Raw genomic sequence first — 17,945 nt, 5'->3', positions numbered from 1 at the left:
AAACTAAAAATATAATCGTTTCTTTAGCAATCATTCATCAATCAATCAATTAATGAACAGTAAATGCTTAATTACCCTTGTTTTATGCTTTTTTATTTCTTTTAATTATGCCCAGAATAATACCTATAAAATATCGGGTAAAGTAGTTTCGGCAGATGAGCAATTGCCCTTAGAATCGGCCACTATTTATTTAGAAACGGTTACAGACAGTACGCTTATTAGCTACACCATTTCAGATAAAAACGGTGTATTTTTATTGGAAGGGAAATCCATTTTTAAACAATGTAACTTAACAGTTTCTTATCTGGGTTACCAACCTTTTGTAACCACCATTGACCTTGAAAAAGGCGGAGCCGATTTAAAATCGATTTCAATGAAAGCCGCCAACGAACTGGATGCGGTATTGATAAAATCGCGCGCGCCGGTGACTATTAAAAAAGACACTTTAGAATTCAACGTGAGCTCTTTTAAAACCAAACAAGATGCCACTGTTGAAGATTTGCTTAAAGAATTACCGGGTGTTGAGGTAGATGAAGAAGGCAACATCAGCATAAATGGCAAGCCGGTTTCTGAAATTTTAGTTAACGGTAAACCCTTTTTTGGCGATGATGCCACCATTGCCACCCGAAATCTCACCAAAGAAATTATAGAGAAAGTTCAAATTGTAGATACCAAATCTCAAGCCCAAGCCTACGCCGGTGAAGATGGCGACCAAACCAGTAAAACCATTAACCTTACCATTTCTGAAGAAAATAATAAAGGACATTTTGGGCGATTGGCAGCAGGTTATGGCACCGACGACCGCTACGAATTTGCAGGTCTCTACAACTACTTTAATAACGACCGGCGTGTGAGCGTTTTGGCAGGTGGCAATAATATTAATTCACCGGGTTTTAGTTTTGGCGAAATTCAAAAAATGTTTGGCAATGCCAGTTTTATGTCGGTGAGCTCAAACGGCAGTTTTAATATTGATGGTAGGAGTTTTGGTGGTGGTGATGGCATTGTAACTTCTTCAAATATTGGCGCTAATTATGCTGATGTCATCAGTAAAGGGGTTGATATTTCTGCAGATTATTTTAACAGCAATAGCAACTCAGAAAACGAAACAGTTACCAATCGCGAAACTATTTTGCCAGACGACCGGTTTTTTTCGAACTCAAGAAGCAGCGACCTAACCGATAACCAAAACCATTCGGTGAATGCGCGATTAGATATCAAAATTGATTCTACCTTATTATTGAATATTCGGCCCGCTTTTTCTTACGGACAATCGCAAGCCAGCAGTCTGTCTTCTGCCGAATCCTTCAATAGCAATAATGAGTTGATCAATACGTCTTCAGCAGAAAATTTTAGCGATAATCAACGCAGAAATTTCAGTAATCGGGTAGATTTAACCAAACGTTTGGGAAACAAGGGCAGCTCGCTGAGATTTGGTTTTAACACAGCGTTTAATACCGCCGATGATGAGATATTTCTTCAGTCTGAAGCCTTGTTTCAAGATGCCAATCAGGAAGATGTGATTAGAAATCAATTCACCCAAAGAGATGAGACCTTTAACGATTTAGGAGTAAATGTAACGTTTAGACAAGCCTTAATAGCTAAAAAGTTGTTTTTATCGTTGGCTTATGAATACACCAACAATAGGCGTGAAAATCAAAATTCAACCTTCGATTTTAATGAGATTTCCCAAGACTTTGATGTTTTTAATACCGATTTGAGTTCAGATTTCACCAATACCAACACCGTGAGTAAACCCAGTATTGGTTTGCAGTACAGGGTTGATAAATTTTCGGCTAATTTTAATATTGGTTACGTCAACAGAACTTTGGGCAACAGTGACCAGTTAAGACCCGACTTAAGCCTCAACCGAAGATTTGACGCCATAGAAATGAATTCGTATGTTAATTACAATCTTTCAGAATCTGCATATGTGTATGTAAATTATAGGCTGAGTAACAGACCGCCTTCAATTAATCAGTTACAGCCGTTTCAAAATGTGAATAATCCGTTGAACATCATTACCGGTAATCCGGAATTGAATCCCACCAACTCTCATGATGTGTCGTTTAGCTATACCAATTATGATTGGCAAAGTGGTTCAGGTTTTTACAGTTATTTAAATTTTAGTACCCAAACTGATGATGTAGTCACCAAATCTGTAATAGATGAAAATTTGGTAAGAACCACTACTTACGAAAATGTTAATGGTAATTACAATGTTTACGGCGATGTAAGCTGGGGTAAAAAAGCAACTTTAGATTCTTTGCGTACCATCAAATTTAATTTTGGCGCATTTACAACCTTTCGAAATGCAGTTAATTTCAACAATGAGGTGAAGTACAATTCCACTAATTTAACCGTGAGTCCGCGTGTGGGTTTCACCTTTAACTGGAAAGATTTGTTTGAATTAAGGCCTAATTACAGTTTAAACTTAACCGAAAATAAATTTGATTTAGAAGCCATAGATAATCAGAGTTTTGTGAGTCATACCTTGCGCTTAGCTACAGCCACTTTTTTACCCAAAAAATTTGAATGGCGTAACGACATTGCCTTTAATTACAATCCCAATGTAGCCGACGGTTTTCAACGTAGTGCTTGGTTTTGGAATAGTACCGTAGCTTATAGTTTTATGAAAGACAAGGCTATTTTAACTCTTAAAATATATGACTTGCTCAATCAGAATACCAATGCTAGAAGGGTTGCCAACGGCGATTTTATTCAAGATACCGAAAGCACTGTGCTACGCCAGTATTTTATGCTGAGCTTTAGCTGGAAGTTTAATACACTGGGTAAAAAGGGAGATACCAGTGGCGGCGATTTTATTTTTTACGATTAAACTAGCGATTTATTTAAACTTTTCGATAAGTATAATGGCCTTTTCGGCGAATCGCTTTCCTAAAACCATATAACCTTCGGCAGATAAATGCAAATCGTTTTCTATGGCTTTACCTTCGCGATCAAAACCATCGTTTAAATCGTCGGTGTTAACCCATTCAAAACGCGGATTTGAGTTAGCCAATTGTTCTTGAACTGCTCTGATTTTTGTCCAATGCAGATAACTATTATTATTCATATCAAAATCGTTCAAACGACCTATTACCACATTGATTTGTTTCGTGTTTAAATCATTACAAAGTTGGTTGTACAAGCCTGTAAAATTTGCCTCGTAAATATCACCCAGTGCTTCTCTTGCATCGCGTTCGCCTTGCATCCAAACAAAGGTTATACTGGCAAGCGTTTTATCTTTAATTGGGGTAGTTACTTTTTTTATTAGTCTATGATATAAATCGGGATTTTCGTTAGATTCATTCCCTACATACCAACGTCTAATTGGCTGACTGCCCATGGCATCTTTAACAATGATTATATGTTCGGTACCGAATGTTTCCTCTAAGATAGGTTGAAAAGATTCCTCAACATTCAGTCTTACCATATTAGACTGACCTGATAGTATAAACAGATGTTTACCTTGTGAGAAGAGCGATGAACCTGCGGTGATGCTCAACCAACAAGAAACAAAGATTATTTTGTACTTCATGAATTAGGATTTCGAAATTCTACCAACCACCCGAGGCACCGCCGCCGCCAAAGCTTCCACCACCGAAGCCGCCTCCAAAACCGCCACCGCCAAAGCTACCACCGCCAAAGCTACCCGAAGATCTGCTGCGATAGGTACCGCGACCCATATTGCTGAGTATAATGGCATCGAGCAAGCTTCCCGTTGAGCGATACTGACCGCCCGAACCGCCACCATTGTGTTTGGATTTTGAAATAGCTATAATAAGTATGATAAATATAAAAAGTAATACTACAAAAAAACCTACCGGAAACGGTGCTTCGTCTTGTTTTCGACTGCCTTTGTATTCGCCTTGCATCACCTCAAAAATAGCGTCGGTACCACGGTTAAGTCCGCCGTAATAATCGTCTATCTTAAAATAAGGAATGATGTCACGTTCTATAATGCGCCGGCTCATGGCATCGGTGAGTAAATGTTCAACACCTTTGCCGGTATTAATAGCAATGCGGCGGTCGTCTTTGGCTAATAAAATTAGTATACCGTTGTCTTCTTTGGCCTGACCAATGCCCCAGGAATGAGCCCATTGTGCGCCCAGATAGTTGATGTATTCACCTTCGGTGCTGGCAATAATGGCGATGACAATTTGTGTGGATGTTGTATCAGAATATTTAACAAGTTTGTCTTCGAGATACGATTTTTCGGTAGGACTCAACAATTCGTAGTAATCGTAAACGCTGGTTTGTTTTTCGGGTATTGGAGGAATTTTAAATTGCGCATTTACCAACTGAATAGAAGTTAACAACAATAACAAAAGTAATCTTTGTCTAATCAAGTTAAAGCTGACATTGTTTTTAAAATGGTACTGTTTTAACTTCATTAGTGCTAAGAACCTTTAGAAATATCGTTAGATAGTTCGTTGGTGTTGCCGTGTTCCCATGGGAAGTATTTAGACAGCATTTTACCGGCTTCTTCAATACCTTTTATGAGTCCGTCTTTGTAATTGCCATTTTTAAAATGCGCGAGCATGGCGTCTCGTGTAGAGTCCCAAAAGCCAATTGGTACCACATCGTTGATGCCTTTATCGCCATAAATCACAAACTGTCTTAAATCAACGGCTACGTAAATTAACACCCCGTTTTGCAGCCTGGTATTGTCCATTTTAAGTTCGTGAAACACTTCCAGCGCGTGCTCAAAGGGATCGTTATCGCACTTACTTTCAATATGCACCCTTATTTCACCTGAGGTTTGAGCTTCGGCATTTCTGATGGCTTCAACAATTTCGGTTTCCGCTTCGTGAGATAAAAAATCTTCTATATGAGACATGAAGTTTTTCTATTTAAAATCGAATTCTACATCGGGAGCAATTTCAGCTCCTGCTTCAGCTTTAAAGTAGTTCATATCTTCAAATCCAAAGGCACCTGCTAACAATGTATTAGGAAAGGTTTTAATGTGTTTATTATATGGTTCTACGGCTTCGTTAAAGCGGTCTCTGGCAATATTGATGCGGTTTTCGGTGCCTTCGAGCTGACTTTGTAATTCCAGGAAGTTCTGGTTGGCTTTTAAATCGGGATAGCGCTCTACAGTTACCAGTAATCTGGATAAAGCACTACTCAAACCACTTTGTGCCTGGTTAAAAGCCGCCAAATCTTCAGGAGTGATATTGGCAGGGTCGATAGTAGTTTTTGTAGCTTCAGATCTTGCTTTAATAACAGCCTCGAGGGTACTTTTTTCAAAATCGGCCGCACCTTGCACTGTTTTAACCAGGTTGCCAATTAAATCGTTTCGGCGTTGGTAACTGCTCTCCACATCGCCCCAGGTTTTGGTGGCCGTTTCTTTAAGTGTTACAGCGGTATTATTGAAGTTTTTAGCCCAAGTGTATAATCCTAATCCAATTACGCCAAGTACAATTACAGGAATTAACCATTTTTTCATGATGCTGTGTTTTTAAAGTTGATTTTTAATATTGATAAGTTGTTGTTTAATACCTTCTAATTTACCGATAATTTCAAAATTATTGAGTGTTTCTTTTTTTTCTTCTTTTAGGTGAATTTTAGCACCTTCTAAAGTAAATCCGCGTTCTTTTACCAGGTGGTAAATGAGTTTGAGGTTTTTAATATCCTCGGGAGTAAACTTTCGGTTGCCTTTGGCGTTTTTTTTAGGTTGAAGTACGTTAAATTCTTTTTCCCAAAATCTAAGTAAGGAGGCATTCACATTGAATGCCTTGGCTACTTCGCCAATGCTGTAATAGCGTTTTTCGGGTAATTCAATATGCATGATTAGTCTAATGATTGGTTTTCAAGTGAAGCTTGTTGTAGCAGTTCATTAAATTCTTCGGCGCTTAAATTGCCATAATAGAAGTTGATAGGATTAATACGTTCACCATCTTTAAATACTTCATAGTGTAAATGAGGTGCTTCAGATCTGCCAGTACTACCCACATATCCAATTAAATCACCGCGTTTTACGCGCTGGTTCGCCCTTACATTGTATTTGTACAAGTGGGCATAAAGCGATACATAACCATAGCCGTGGTCTATTCGAATATGTTTACCATAACCACTGGCATTATTATCGGCGCGCTCAACCACACCATCACCGGTGGCGTATACAGGGGTTCCTCTTGGTGCAGTGAAATCCATACCATAATGAAATTTTCTAACCTTTGTAAAAGGGTCTATTCTATAGCCAAAGCCCGAGGCCATTCTTGTTAAGTCTTCATTTTTTACCGGTTGAATAGCGGGAATGGCTGCTAAAAACTTTTCCTTATCTGTGGCCAGAACAGCAATTTCGTCTAAAGATTTGGATTGCACAACAATAGCTTTTTCCAGCACGTCCAATCTTTTGTTGGCTTCGATAATAAGGTTAGAGTTGTCGTAACCTTCATATTTTTTGTATCGGTTAATACCGCCAAATCCTGCGCGTCTTTGTTCAAGAGGAATAGGATTGGCTTCAAAATAATGTCGGTAAATGGCATTATCTCTGTCTTCAACATTTTCAAGCGCGGCATAAGCGGCATCCAGACGGTTGTTAAGCAATTTATACTGTAACTTCATATTGTCTAATTCCCGCGCTATTTCACGCTCACGAGGCGATTCGATAAACTGACTAGCGATAAACACAAACAAAAAGGCAAACAAAGCCGATGCCAGTAAAAATAAGCCGGCGTATGTTAAGGTTGTACCCTTTTTTCGCTCAATTTTCCTGTAGCTTAAGGTTTCGGGATCGTAGAAGTATTTTACCTTACTCATTTGCTAAATTATGCTATTTTTGCACTGTTTAAAAGTGCTTTAATTACACCCTTAAAACAAAAGTAACGAACAAATATAAAGATTGTTTCGCATTAAATTTAATTTAACAACACAAAGCAGTTAATTACCTCCATGAAATCGCAGGAAGTACGTCGTAAATTTTTAGAGTTTTTTCAGGATAAATCCCATTTAATCGTACCGTCGGCGCCAATGGTGGTAAAAGACGATCCAACGTTGATGTTCGTCAACTCCGGCATGGCACCGTTTAAAGAATATTTCTTGGGAAATGCCACACCTAAGAGTAACAGAATTGCCGACACACAAAAATGTTTGCGCGTTAGCGGTAAGCACAACGATTTGGAAGAAGTTGGTTACGATACCTACCACCACACTTTATTTGAAATGCTTGGTAACTGGAGTTTTGGGGATCCGGCGCATCCTGAAAGCGGTTATTTTAAAAAAGAAGCCATTGCCTGGGCGTGGGAGTTACTTACCGAAGTCTTTAAAATCGATAAAGATATTTTATACGTCACCATTTTTGAAGGAGACGAAGCCGATAACATCCCAATGGATACAGAGGCTTACGATATTTGGAAACAGTACATTTCTGAAGACCGTATTTTAAAAGGCAATAAAAAGGACAATTTCTGGGAAATGGGCGATCAGGGTCCGTGCGGGCCTTGTAGCGAAATACATGTAGATATTAGAAATGCTGAAGAAAAATTAAAGATTGACGGAAAGACGCTCGTTAATCAAGACCATCCGCAAGTAGTTGAAATTTGGAATTTGGTGTTTATGCAATACAACCGCAAGGCCAACGGAAGTTTAGAGATGCTACCCGCCAAACACATTGATACCGGAATGGGATTTGAGCGCTTGTGCATGGTGCTTCAAAACAAACAATCTAATTACGATACAGATGTTTTTACGCCCATTATTAAAGAAATAGCTACCATTACAGACGTAACCTATGGCAATGATACCAAAATTGATGTCGCTATCAGAGTCATTGCAGACCATGTAAGAGCCGTTGCTTTTTCTATTGCAGATGGGCAATTACCAAGCAACACAGGCGCAGGATATGTGATTAGACGAATTTTAAGACGTGCCATTAGATACGGATTCACATTTTTGAACCAGAAAGAAGCGTTTATTTACAAATTGGTTACAGTACTCACCAATACCATGGGTGAAGCGTTTCCTGAGTTAAAAACACAGCAAACGCTTATTAAAAATGTGATAAAGGAAGAAGAACAATCCTTCTTAAGAACATTAGATCAAGGTTTGGTGTTGCTCAACCGAATGATACAAGATACCAAAGGCGAGGTGTTATCAGGAGAAAAAGTTTTTGAACTCTACGATACCTTTGGATTTCCAAAAGATTTAACCGCTTTAATTGCTAAGGAAGAAGGCAAGCAAATAGACGAAGTTGGTTTTGAGGCTGAAATGAAGAAGCAAAAAGACCGCTCCAGAGCCGCCGGTGAAATGACCACCGATGATTGGACGATATTGGCTAACGATGCCTTTGAAGAATTTGTTGGTTACGATCAGCTAACAGCTCCCGTTAAAATTACGCGCTACCGAAAAGTGGTGTCTAAAAAAGAAGGTACTTTGTACCAGCTGGTATTTAATTTAACACCGTTTTATCCCGAAGGTGGCGGACAAGTAGGCGATAAGGGTTATATAGAATCTACCAATGGTGATGTAACTTATATTATTGATACTAAGAAGGAAAACAACGTTATTATTCACTTCACCAAAGAATTGCCAAAGCATTTAAACGATGCGTTTACGGCGGTGGTTGACGAGACTTTTCGTTACAGAACCGCTTGTAATCACACAGGTACCCATTTACTGCACCAGGCTTTGAGAACAGTATTAGGTGAGCATGTTGAACAAAAAGGAAGTGCTGTTAATGCCAGACAACTGCGTTTTGATTTTTCTCATTTTGCCAAAATGAGCAGTGAAGAAATTGAACAAGTCGAAAACTTTGTCAATGCCAGAATTGAAGCAAAAATTGCCTTAGAAGAACATCGCAACATTCCCATTCAACAAGCTTTAGAAAATGGTGCCATTGCCTTATTTGGTGAAAAGTATGGCGATACAGTTAGAACCATCAAATTTGGAAAATCTATAGAACTTTGTGGTGGCACTCATGTGCAAAATACGGCCGATTTATGGCATTTTAAAATTATATCCGAAGGTGCCGTTGCAGCCGGTGTTAGACGTATAGAAGCCATTACCAATTTTGCTGTAAAACAGTTTTATTTAGATGCACAACATACATTTACTGAAGTAAAAAGTTTGCTCAATAACGCCCAGGAGCCTGTTAAAGCCGTTCAGGCATTACAGGACGAAAATGCACAGCTTAAAAAACAGATTGAGCAGTTAATGAAGGAAAAGGCCAAAGGCCTTGAAGGCGAATTAAAAAACGAACTTACCACCATTAATGGGGTGCAGTTTTTGGCCAAACAAATCGATGCTGATGCTGCTACTATCAAAGACTTATCCTTTAGCCTTGGCAGCAATATGAACAACCTGTTTTTATTATTAGCCGCCAGTAATGAAGGCAAGGCTTTATTGAGTTGCTACATTTCAAAAGAATTGGTAGCCAACCGTAACCTGAATGCAGGCCAGGTGGTTAGAGAACTTGGTAAATATATTGAAGGTGGTGGCGGTGGACAAGCATTTTTTGCAACTGCCGGCGGCAAAAACCCTGACGGTATTGCTAAGGCTTTGGTGGCTGCAGCAAGTTATGTTTAGCATTTAGCGGGCGGATTTTGTGCCGCGAGTTATGCGGTGTTTACTTACATATTTTTTTTGAGACACAGATTACACGGATTATCACAGATGTATAGATTCTAATAAGATGGAATGGAATCCGTGTAAATCAGTGAAATCCGTGTCAAATTTTCTCCGTGAATCTCGGTGGTTCTCGGCGAATCTTTGTGAAATAATTAAAATAGAATTGTACCGTGGAGTTTCACAGAGGTTTCACAGAGGTTTCGCAGAGTTTCACAGAGTTTTAATTACATATTTTTTTAGACACAGATTGCACGGATTATCACAGATGTATAAATTCTAATCAGGTAGCGTAGAATCCTTGTAAATCAGTGAAATCCGTGTCAAATTTTCTCCGTGAATCTCGGTGGTTCTCGGCGAATCTTTGTGAAATAATTAAAATAGAATTGTACCGTGGAGTTTCACAGAGGTTTCACAGAGGTTTCGCAGAGTTTCACAGAGTTTTAATTACATATTTTTTTAGACACAGATTGCACGGATTATCACAGATGTATAAATTCTAATCAGGTAGCGTAGAATCCTTGTAAATCAGTGAAATCCGTGTCAAATTTTCTCAGTGAATCTCGGTGGTTCTCAGTGAATCTTTGTGAAATGATCAAACCTTGAATTGTACCGCGGAGTTTCACAGAGGTTTCGAAGAGTTTTACAGAGTTTTAATTACATATTTTTTTTGAGACACAGATTACACGGATTATCACAGATGTATAGATTCTAATCAGGTAGAATGGAATCCGTGTAAATCAGTGAAATCCGTGTCAAATTTTCTCAGTGAATCTCGGTGGTTCTCAGTGAATCTTTGTGAAATGATCAAACCTTGAATTGTACCGCGGAGTTTCACAGAGGTTTCGAAGAGTTTTACAGAGTTTTAATTACATATTTTTTTTGAGACACAGATTACACGGATTATCACAGATGTATAGATTCTAATCAGGTAGAATGGAATCCGTGTAAATCAGTGAAATCCGTGTCAAATTTTCTCAGTGAATCTCGGTGGTTCTCGGCGAATCTTTGTGAAATAATATCATTTAAGGCTCTTTATTTCTTTCTAAGCTCAAACAAATCCAATCTTCGGTCTTTTAGATTTCTCACACTGCCAAATTGGTTGAGTTCTCGCAGTAAATCTAAATCAACGTCGGCTATTAATATCATTTCTGTGTTTTGGGTGGCCTCGGCTTTCACACCGTTTGAGGGGAATGCGAAATCGCAAGGTGTAAACACCATAGACTGCGCAAACTGAATATCCATATTATCCACATAAGGTAAATTACCAACGCTACCGGCAATGGCTACATAACATTCGTTTTCTATGGCTCGCGCCTGGGCGCAATGGCGCACACGAGAGAATCCGTTTTGGGTATCGGTTAAAAATGGGACAAATAATATATCCATCCCTTCATCGGCCAGTAATCGGCTTAGCTCAGGAAATTCAGAATCGTAACAGATGAGAATGCCTATTTTGCCGCAATCGGTATCATAGGCTTTAAGTTCCGAACCGCCTGTCATACCCCAGACTTTGGCTTCGTCGGGTGTTACATGCAATTTTTCGTAGCGTTCCATGCTGCCGTCTCTTCTGCATAAATAGCCCACATTGTAAAGGCGGTCGTCTACCATTTCAGGCATGCTGCCGGTAATGATATTGATATTGTAAGATATGGCCAGCTTTGAAAAACGCTGCACAATTTCTTCGGTGTGTTTGGCCAACTCTCTAATAGCTGCGGCTTCACCCAGGTGATTGTTATCGGCCATGAGCGGTGCGTTGAAAAACTCTGGAAAGAGTGCAAAATCGCTTCGGTATCCCGAAACAGCATCGACAAAGAATTCAGCCTGTTGCATTAAATCGTCTAAATTTTTATACAATCGCATTTGCCATTGAATCAATCCCAGACGCACAATTTTTTTAACGGTAGCGGCTTTTCGGTCGGGTTTTTCGTAGTAAATATTGTCCCATTCCAGCAAAACGGCATATTCCTGAGACGATTTATCGCCTTCCAGATAACCTCTTAAAATTCGGGTAGGGTGGAAGTCGTTGGATATTTGAAAATTCAATACCGGATCGTGAATTTCCTTTTGTTTTACTTTTTCTATGTATTCTTTCGGACTTAAAGTTTCTGAGAATTTGTGGTAATTGGGAATGCGACCACCAAAGGCAACGCCCCGTAAGTTGAGTCGTTCGCACAGTTCTTTGCGGTAGTCGTACAATCTGCGCCCCAATCGCAATCCGCGATATTCAGGTCTGATAAACACGTCAATACCGTACATCACATCGCCGTGATTGGTATGGGTGCTGAAGGTAAAATTACCTGTAATGTCTTTATAAGTATGATGGTCGTCAAACTGATTGTAATCTACAATAATTGATAATGCACAACCGGCGATTTTATCGTTTACCTTAATGACAACCTGACCTTCGGGAAAGTCGGTGATTAATTTTTCAATTTGATGTTCTCTCCAATAGGCGCCAGGCATATTGGGGTAAGCGGCAATCATGGCTTCTTTAAATTCGGGATAGTCTTCGAGTTTTAAATATTTTAATTCAATGTTTTCTATTTGTTGCATATGTGGTGTTTGGATAAATATTATAAGGTAAACGATTTAATCAATATATGGCGAGCTTTGCCATGATTTTTTAACTACTTTTTTGAAATTAGCATTTTATCAATTCAAGATCTGAACAGTAGTATTTGTTAAATCATGCGGTTTGCAGTAAATTAATTCCTGATAATTCTTGTCCTATTTGGTGGATCCCTTTTAATATTTTTTCGGTTTGTTTAGCCGATGGTTTTTTTGTTCCTGAAATATATTGCGACAGTAAGGTTGCGTTCATGCCAATTTTTTCAGCTAAAAATTTCGCATTTAAAACCTTATAATACTTGAAAAATTGTTTGAAATCAATTTCAAATTTAATGTCTTGTGGTTTTATTTGAGTGCTTGTCTCGTCAAAATAAAAATTAATAGCTTCATAAGCATTATTGATTAATTCGGGAATAGATTGCCCGGTTGTAAATATTGGATAGTCTTTAGAATACGCTGAAAAACCTGTTTCTGTTTTTTCAACTAACATTGTAATTTTTTCCTTTGCCATTTCTTTATTTTTTAATTTGGGCATCTTTTAGAATTTTCTTTTCAAGTCCCTTGCCAATTTCTTGACTTCCGTGATTAGGAAATACAATCATTCCTTTTTTTGTTGAATGAATCATTTTTATATGTGAGCCTTTTTGCGATATAGGATACCAACCGTCCTTAGTTAGTATTCGGTAGAGTTCTGAGCATTTCATTTAGATAAGTCAAAAATCAAACCATAAAGGTAAATAATAATTTACTTTATAGCAAATAAATAATCAACGAAATTCATTTTTCTTATCTGTACTGCTCAATTTAATAACTACCAATCTTAAAAGCAACAAAAACGGAAATCCATGAAACAAAACATCAAAGCAATCGATAAGTTGCATGCCATTAGCGCCACCGGCTATCCATTTAATTTTACCCCATAAATGAGGTTCGGGTGTAAAGGGTGCTAGGCCTAAAAACAGGCATAGCACCAGGATTAACTTCCAATCGTTGATTATTTGCTTCATTTGGAAGGCTAAATTACTATTAAAAATTTTGAATTTCTTAAATGGTAAGAAAATTAGCACCATTCAATTAGATATAAATATAACCTTCAACTTTGAACTATTGAACAGATCAAAAGTTTAAAGAATGCTTTAGTTGAATTAACGATTAAATTTGAACGCATTGATGATTTCAAATTTACCGAAATATGAGGCTCACAAACTTAATTATTTCGCTTAGATTCTGAGAAGAAAAATTTGTTAAACGCCAAAATAAAAGTAGGAATATTTTGTTTTACAATGCCTTGAAGTATATTTTCGGTGATTACGGCTCCCACAAATCCTTTTGTACTATTGTATTTTCCGAAGAGCTTATTGCTGAGAAGTGTAAAGCCAAGTTGCAATCCGCTTGATGTTAAATCGGTTCTTACATCTTGATCTGTAACAAATTCGTGAAGTGAATTTTTTGCAATAGAAAACGGATTTAGTGAATCAACCAAATTACCAAAAGATTGTTTTACGTTGTCTTCTTTTTCGTCCTTATCAATTTTAAGTTGTTCTATGTTTTTAAGGATTAATTGGTGTTGTGAGAGCTTATCAATATTCATCTTATTGGTTATTTGTGATTTTAAAAATAATCCTGTTAATGATGGGGTTACGTATGAGTTGTTTGTTAATTAGAAGTAATAGAACAAGAATTATCATGTAAACGCCGGATACACTCAAAAAGCCAAATAGATAACTATCAAATAAAATAGACAAATAAATACCAAGACTTATGCTCAAAAAAAGTAAACAAAAGATTACTACAATAGTGGTAATGACATGTTGAATGATACTAGCACTTAATACTGCAATTTTTTCTGTGATTTGAGATTGCAGTAAACTTTTTGAAGTTTGTAAATACGCTTTTAAATCTTCGGTTAGGGCTTCTATTTTTGTGGTATCTGTCATGAGGTTGTATCTTGTTTTAAAGAATAAGCCGAAAAGTATTTAGCTTCCCGGCTTATTGCCAATTAATAGATTAGGTTAAGTCACTCGATAGAGTGTTTAAAAGAACACTTACATTTTTTGCTTATTTGTGTTTGTTATGGCTTTAGCTTGGCCATCGGCGTACGAAGTGGCTTTCTCAGCTTGATGAACAAGCTCGTCGTAGCCACTACTTACTCTGTGCTTTACGTCGTTGGCAAGATCCTTGGCGCTATTTGCAAGGTCTTTAGCTCCATTTGCAATGTTGTGTCTTGTTTTGCTTCCTTTATGAGGTGCAAATAAAACGCCAATAGCTGCACCAACTAAAGTGCCTATCATTAACGCGCCAACTATCTTACCGGTACTGTTTGAATTTTCCATTTGATTTGTTTTAAGTAGATTTTTAATATTATTTAATTAAGTTTTAAAGAGGTCTTCGGCCTTGAATAAGTCTAAAAATTATGGCTATAACGGCTATAACTAAAAGAATATGAATGATGTTTCCCACGTTGAAAGAAAAAAACCCTACAGCCCATACTATGAGTAAGATGACTGCGATTGTGTATAATAAATTTCCCATTTTGATAAGTTTTAATGATTATTTTTTTGTTTTTAGTTTTGGTTTTTAGTTAAAGAAGAGTTGCATTCACAAGGGATACAACCCTTCTTATCAAACCACCAACTAACTAATTATATGTAATTCTGAAGGCAATATTTTTGATCCGATTTTTTATAAGGCCTTCGATAGATCCAAAATCTTTATCGTATTTTTTGTCGATGCATTATCTTGATTTCTGATAATTTCATCTAACTTTTTTACGATTTTTCCAACTTTAGCATATTGGTCGCTTTTTTTATTTTTCACTTTGATGTTTGATTAATTTATTCTTTAGGTTGTTAAAAATAAGTCTAACAGTTACTGTTTATTAGTGGCTTATTTGTATTACAAAGGTGAAGATATTTAAAGAATAATGTGTTACACAAAACAGGTAATAGATTGTAAAAATCACAGATTTTCAAGGTTTTGTCTTCTTTTTTTCTTTAAAGTTTTAAAATACGTAGGTGTGAGTCCGGTGACTTTTTTAAACTGATTTGATAAATGGGCAACACTGCTGTAGTTAAGCTTGTACGAGATCTCTGTAAGGTTCAATTCGTCGTACAGTAATAATTCTTTTACCCTCTCAATTTTGTGAAAAATAATATATTGCTGTATGGTAATGCCTTTCACGTCAGAAAAGCAATTGGAAAGATAAGTGTAGTCAAGGTTAAGTTTTTCACTGATGTAATCGGAATAATTTACCTTAGGCAATTCATCAGTGTAATGAATCATTTCAACAATAACGTTTTTTATTTTTTCTATAAGAATTTGTTTTTTATCATCCAGTAATTGCAGTCCGCATCCGGCAAGACTTGATTTAAGTATTTCGCGCTGTCTTCGGGTGATTTTTGAAAGTAGATCAACAGTTCCAAGCTCAACACTGGCATACGGAATCCCTAATTTTTTAAGCTCTTCCTTGACTACCATTTTACAACGAAGACTTACCATGTATTTAATGTAAAGTCTCATAGTTTATGTGGATTGATTAATTATAATTTATTCTAAACAGCATTATGAAAATACCATTTATTGATCAATCTTCATAACCGCTTTTAATTACCGTAGAAATCATTTTAAATTGTTCTTTAGCCGAAAAATGATGTTGGGTATGGGCGGGTATGATGATGCCTTCTCCCTTAATAAGGTTAAAGTTTTTTTTGTTCATGTTAAGTGATGCGGCGCCATCAATAATTTGAATATAAGTATCAAATGGTAATAACTTTTCTTCCAGTTCTTCACCGGCATCAAAAGATGTAGCGGTAATGTTACCCGTTATTTTTTTTATGATGGTTTTACTCACTACGGCGTTTGGCAGATATTCAATGATCTCAATGATGATATGCGATGTCGCCTTTTCTAATTCAATATTTGTTTTTAACGCTTTCATTTGCTTAAAATGGTATAAGTACAATTTGTAAAATCTACATCCTTTAATTGTAGTGTGGTAACAGGTAAAACAGTGTTAGCTTCGTCTTTATTTCGATTTCAATAAATGAGAAATTACAACTTTTTTTAATTATTTTACTATGTCAATGTAATGTAAAGATGAGAAAAATATTTGATTTAAAGTTGATAATTATCAAATACTTAATTGATATAGGTGATTTAAACGTCAAGAAAAAAAAGCAACTTCATTAAATGAAATTGCTTTTAACTTTTCTAATTTAATGGATTTTTGTTTTTCAGTTTGCTGAAAATAAATCTCTAAAAGAATCTCCAACACTCTTTAAATCTTTATTAAAATTTGTTTTAAAACTTTGCCAATCGCTGGTATTTAAATTGTAATTGTTTAATCGATTTCTAAGTTCGGTATTTTGCTCTTTCAAATCAGTAATACGTCTTTTTCTGGCTTCGTCCAGAGTTTTGCCCGGTTCGTCAATTTTAGCTTGTAATTTTTCAATATTTTCGTCGTTTTCTTCAATTTCAGCTAAAGCATAAGTTTTAAATGCTTTATACTCGGCATTTAATTTTTGTTGCTCTTCATTAAGTTGAGCTGTGGTGCTTTCAGTAATGTTGTTAGTATCATCTACTTTTTTATCATTTGATTTACAATTAAGTAGAAATAAGGTTAACATTAAAAAACTTGTTGTGTAATAAAGTGAGCGTTTCATTGTTTTTGTCTTTAAATTGTTTATGTTGTCGTCTCATTAATTTAATTAATTAGAATAAAAAGTATAGGGTTTGAGAGCCCTATACTTTTTTAATTCAACAAATGTCCTATAAACTTTAAGTGTTATATAGCCCCCTACTACATTTGAGAAATTGCAATCCTAATAACTAATTAACAGTAATTAATAACTAAATGCGATTAATAACTACTGCAAAGTTAAGGCAGCAATGCATGTCTCATGTTACACAAGAGTTGATAAAGATTACATATATCACATTAATTTCAAATAATTAAATGATTATTGCAAGGTTATCACTTTGAAATTAAGTAGTTTGAAATATTTTACAGAGAAAAGTGTCTTTCAAATACCTTTTTTTAAGCCTTAAATTGTTTTGTGAAAAGTTCTATTGAGTTCACTCCATTAAACGTAAGATTTTTAATAAATGCACTGCCAATAATGGCGCCTTTTGCGTATTGCGTGGCTTGAGTAAAGGTTTCTTTGTCTTTGATACCGAAACCAACTATTTGCGGATTCTTAAGTTGCATGTTGTGAATGCGTTTAAAATAGGCTTCTTGTTCGTTACCAAAGCCTGATTGGCTCCCGGTAACGCTAGCGCTACTCACCATGTAGATAAATCCGTTCGATATACCATCGATAAATTTAACGCGCTCTTCCGAAGTTTGCGGGGTAATCAGGAAAATATTGATAAGGCCGTATTTTTCGAAAATATGACGGTAGTGTTCGTTGTAAACATCGGCCGGCAAATCGGGGATAATTAAACCGTCTATGCCCACTTCCTGACACTTTTTACAAAAGTCTTCTACCCCAAATTGCAATATTGGATTAAAATACCCCATAATGATTAGTGGAATTTTCACGATTTCTCTGATATTGGTCAACTGATCAAACAACAAGTTACTGCTCATGCCGTTTTTCAAAGCTGCCGTTGAACTGTCCTGAATGGTCGGTCCGTCTGCCAAAGGATCGCTAAAAGGCAAGCCAATTTCAATCATATCAACACCGTTGTCTTCCAGAGATTTAATAATGGTGACTGTATCGTTTAATTCCGGATAACCTGCTGTGAAGTAAATAGACAGCAGTTTTTGAGGTTCCTGTAGTTTTTGTATAATTCTGTTCATTACTTCT

Annotated in this window: 20 protein-coding genes; 2 read left to right on the top strand and 18 right to left on the bottom strand. The window is 36.7% G+C overall.

The annotated features are described in order from the left end of the window. Positions 1–52: 52 nt before the first annotated feature. Positions 53–2,836, top strand: a complete 2,784-nt coding sequence (locus tag FJ651_RS00680) for an outer membrane beta-barrel protein (protein ID WP_140988478.1) — start codon at positions 53–55, stop codon at positions 2,834–2,836. A 9-nt stretch (positions 2,837–2,845) separates the two neighbouring features. Here FJ651_RS00680 and FJ651_RS00675 read toward each other — a convergent pair whose 3' ends face one another. The 6 genes from FJ651_RS00675 to FJ651_RS00650 are packed head-to-tail and all read right to left on the bottom strand — an operon-like array spanning position 2,846 to position 6,765. Further along, on the bottom strand, positions 2,846–3,538 hold the full coding sequence (locus FJ651_RS00675) for a sialate O-acetylesterase (protein WP_140988477.1): 693 nt from the start codon (positions 3,536–3,538) through the stop codon (positions 2,846–2,848). 19 nt (positions 3,539–3,557) lie between these two features. After that, entirely contained in the window at positions 3,558–4,394 is an 837-nt protein-coding gene (locus tag FJ651_RS00670) for a TPM domain-containing protein (RefSeq protein WP_140988476.1), read from the bottom strand. 5 nt (positions 4,395–4,399) lie between these two features. Beyond that, entirely contained in the window at positions 4,400–4,840 is a 441-nt protein-coding gene (locus tag FJ651_RS00665; protein ID WP_140988475.1) for a TPM domain-containing protein, read from the bottom strand. 9 nt (positions 4,841–4,849) lie between these two features. Beyond that, the gene (locus FJ651_RS00660; RefSeq protein WP_140988474.1) at positions 4,850–5,449 is read right to left on the bottom strand and encodes a LemA family protein; all 600 of its coding nucleotides are present in this window, start codon (positions 5,447–5,449) and stop codon (positions 4,850–4,852) included. A 12-nt stretch (positions 5,450–5,461) separates the two neighbouring features. Beyond that, complete coding sequence (locus FJ651_RS00655; RefSeq protein ID WP_140988473.1) at positions 5,462–5,791, bottom strand: MerR family transcriptional regulator; 330 nt, start codon at positions 5,789–5,791, stop codon at positions 5,462–5,464. A 2-nt stretch (positions 5,792–5,793) separates the two neighbouring features. Continuing rightward, positions 5,794–6,765 (bottom strand): M23 family metallopeptidase, encoded by a 972-nt coding sequence (locus FJ651_RS00650; protein WP_140988472.1) that lies wholly within the window; start codon positions 6,763–6,765, stop codon positions 5,794–5,796. A 132-nt stretch (positions 6,766–6,897) separates the two neighbouring features. Here FJ651_RS00650 and alaS point away from each other — a divergent pair, with 132 nt between their 5' ends. Beyond that, positions 6,898–9,528 (top strand): alanine--tRNA ligase, encoded by a 2,631-nt coding sequence (gene alaS / locus FJ651_RS00645; RefSeq protein WP_140988471.1) that lies wholly within the window; start codon positions 6,898–6,900, stop codon positions 9,526–9,528. 1,074 nt (positions 9,529–10,602) lie between these two features. Here the strand turns inward: alaS and FJ651_RS00640 are convergent. From FJ651_RS00640 to trpA, 12 genes are all read right to left on the bottom strand, one after another. Then, positions 10,603–12,123 carry a carbon-nitrogen hydrolase family protein gene (locus tag FJ651_RS00640; protein WP_140988470.1) on the bottom strand — a complete coding sequence of 507 codons (1,521 nt, stop codon included), beginning with the start codon at positions 12,121–12,123 and terminating at the stop codon, positions 10,603–10,605. A gap of 133 nt (positions 12,124–12,256) precedes the next feature. Continuing rightward, entirely contained in the window at positions 12,257–12,649 is a 393-nt protein-coding gene (locus FJ651_RS00635; protein ID WP_140988469.1) for a helix-turn-helix domain-containing protein, read from the bottom strand. Positions 12,650–12,653: 4 nt separating this feature from the next. Further along, positions 12,654–12,842: a type II toxin-antitoxin system HicA family toxin gene (locus FJ651_RS00630; protein WP_140988468.1), complete on the bottom strand. Its 189-nt coding sequence runs from the start codon at positions 12,840–12,842 to the stop codon at positions 12,654–12,656. A gap of 63 nt (positions 12,843–12,905) precedes the next feature. Continuing rightward, the gene (locus tag FJ651_RS00625) at positions 12,906–13,145 is read right to left on the bottom strand and encodes a hypothetical protein (protein ID WP_140988467.1); all 240 of its coding nucleotides are present in this window, start codon (positions 13,143–13,145) and stop codon (positions 12,906–12,908) included. 200 nt (positions 13,146–13,345) lie between these two features. Further along, a complete protein-coding gene (locus tag FJ651_RS00620) occupies positions 13,346–13,729 on the bottom strand; it encodes a hypothetical protein (RefSeq protein WP_140988466.1) in 384 nt (127 codons plus the stop codon). 1 nt (position 13,730) lies between these two features. Then, positions 13,731–14,075, bottom strand: coding sequence for a phage holin family protein (locus FJ651_RS00615; RefSeq protein WP_140988465.1), 345 nt, complete (start codon positions 14,073–14,075; stop codon positions 13,731–13,733). A 108-nt stretch (positions 14,076–14,183) separates the two neighbouring features. After that, positions 14,184–14,471 (bottom strand): YtxH domain-containing protein, encoded by a 288-nt coding sequence (locus FJ651_RS00610; protein ID WP_140988464.1) that lies wholly within the window; start codon positions 14,469–14,471, stop codon positions 14,184–14,186. Positions 14,472–14,514: 43 nt separating this feature from the next. Beyond that, positions 14,515–14,670, bottom strand: a complete 156-nt coding sequence (locus tag FJ651_RS00605; protein WP_140988463.1) for a lmo0937 family membrane protein — start codon at positions 14,668–14,670, stop codon at positions 14,515–14,517. Positions 14,671–15,096: 426 nt separating this feature from the next. After that, positions 15,097–15,657 carry a helix-turn-helix domain-containing protein gene (locus FJ651_RS00600; protein WP_216746051.1) on the bottom strand — a complete coding sequence of 187 codons (561 nt, stop codon included), beginning with the start codon at positions 15,655–15,657 and terminating at the stop codon, positions 15,097–15,099. A gap of 64 nt (positions 15,658–15,721) precedes the next feature. Then, a complete protein-coding gene (locus FJ651_RS00595) occupies positions 15,722–16,075 on the bottom strand; it encodes a cupin domain-containing protein (RefSeq protein ID WP_140988462.1) in 354 nt (117 codons plus the stop codon). Between the two features lie 295 nt (positions 16,076–16,370). Next, on the bottom strand, positions 16,371–16,799 hold the full coding sequence (locus FJ651_RS00590) for a hypothetical protein (RefSeq protein ID WP_140988461.1): 429 nt from the start codon (positions 16,797–16,799) through the stop codon (positions 16,371–16,373). Positions 16,800–17,173: 374 nt separating this feature from the next. After that, complete coding sequence (trpA, locus tag FJ651_RS00585) at positions 17,174–17,938, bottom strand: tryptophan synthase subunit alpha (RefSeq protein ID WP_140988460.1); 765 nt, start codon at positions 17,936–17,938, stop codon at positions 17,174–17,176. Between the last annotated feature and the right edge of the window lie 7 nt (positions 17,939–17,945).

Origin of the sequence: Paucihalobacter ruber (assembly GCF_006494535.1) — a bacterium.
GTDB lineage: Bacteria > Bacteroidota > Bacteroidia > Flavobacteriales > Flavobacteriaceae > Paucihalobacter > Paucihalobacter ruber.
The sequence above is the reverse complement of the archived record's forward strand: the minus strand, read 5'-3'. Positions and strand labels throughout refer to the sequence as shown.

Bases quoted from the DNA above. Each gene is read 5' to 3' on its own strand.
- FJ651_RS00680 (WP_140988478.1), top strand. From the start codon at position 53: ATGAACAGTAAATGCTTAATTACCCTTGTTTTATGCTTTTTTATTTCT.
- FJ651_RS00675 (WP_140988477.1), bottom strand. From the start codon at position 3,538: ATGAAGTACAAAATAATCTTTGTTTCTTGTTGGTTGAGCATCACCGCA.
- FJ651_RS00670 (WP_140988476.1), bottom strand. From the start codon at position 4,394: ATGAAGTTAAAACAGTACCATTTTAAAAACAATGTCAGCTTTAACTTG.
- FJ651_RS00665 (WP_140988475.1), bottom strand. From the start codon at position 4,840: ATGTCTCATATAGAAGATTTTTTATCTCACGAAGCGGAAACCGAAATT.
- FJ651_RS00660 (WP_140988474.1), bottom strand. From the start codon at position 5,449: ATGAAAAAATGGTTAATTCCTGTAATTGTACTTGGCGTAATTGGATTA.
- FJ651_RS00655 (WP_140988473.1), bottom strand. From the start codon at position 5,791: ATGCATATTGAATTACCCGAAAAACGCTATTACAGCATTGGCGAAGTA.
- FJ651_RS00650 (WP_140988472.1), bottom strand. From the start codon at position 6,765: ATGAGTAAGGTAAAATACTTCTACGATCCCGAAACCTTAAGCTACAGG.
- alaS (WP_140988471.1), top strand. From the start codon at position 6,898: ATGAAATCGCAGGAAGTACGTCGTAAATTTTTAGAGTTTTTTCAGGAT.
- FJ651_RS00640 (WP_140988470.1), bottom strand. From the start codon at position 12,123: ATGCAACAAATAGAAAACATTGAATTAAAATATTTAAAACTCGAAGAC.
- FJ651_RS00635 (WP_140988469.1), bottom strand. From the start codon at position 12,649: ATGGCAAAGGAAAAAATTACAATGTTAGTTGAAAAAACAGAAACAGGT.
- FJ651_RS00630 (WP_140988468.1), bottom strand. From the start codon at position 12,842: ATGAAATGCTCAGAACTCTACCGAATACTAACTAAGGACGGTTGGTAT.
- FJ651_RS00625 (WP_140988467.1), bottom strand. From the start codon at position 13,145: ATGAAGCAAATAATCAACGATTGGAAGTTAATCCTGGTGCTATGCCTG.
- FJ651_RS00620 (WP_140988466.1), bottom strand. From the start codon at position 13,729: ATGAATATTGATAAGCTCTCACAACACCAATTAATCCTTAAAAACATA.
- FJ651_RS00615 (WP_140988465.1), bottom strand. From the start codon at position 14,075: ATGACAGATACCACAAAAATAGAAGCCCTAACCGAAGATTTAAAAGCG.
- FJ651_RS00610 (WP_140988464.1), bottom strand. From the start codon at position 14,471: ATGGAAAATTCAAACAGTACCGGTAAGATAGTTGGCGCGTTAATGATA.
- FJ651_RS00605 (WP_140988463.1), bottom strand. From the start codon at position 14,670: ATGGGAAATTTATTATACACAATCGCAGTCATCTTACTCATAGTATGG.
- FJ651_RS00600 (WP_216746051.1), bottom strand. From the start codon at position 15,657: ATGAGACTTTACATTAAATACATGGTAAGTCTTCGTTGTAAAATGGTA.
- FJ651_RS00595 (WP_140988462.1), bottom strand. From the start codon at position 16,075: ATGAAAGCGTTAAAAACAAATATTGAATTAGAAAAGGCGACATCGCAT.
- FJ651_RS00590 (WP_140988461.1), bottom strand. From the start codon at position 16,799: ATGAAACGCTCACTTTATTACACAACAAGTTTTTTAATGTTAACCTTA.
- trpA (WP_140988460.1), bottom strand. From the start codon at position 17,938: ATGAACAGAATTATACAAAAACTACAGGAACCTCAAAAACTGCTGTCT.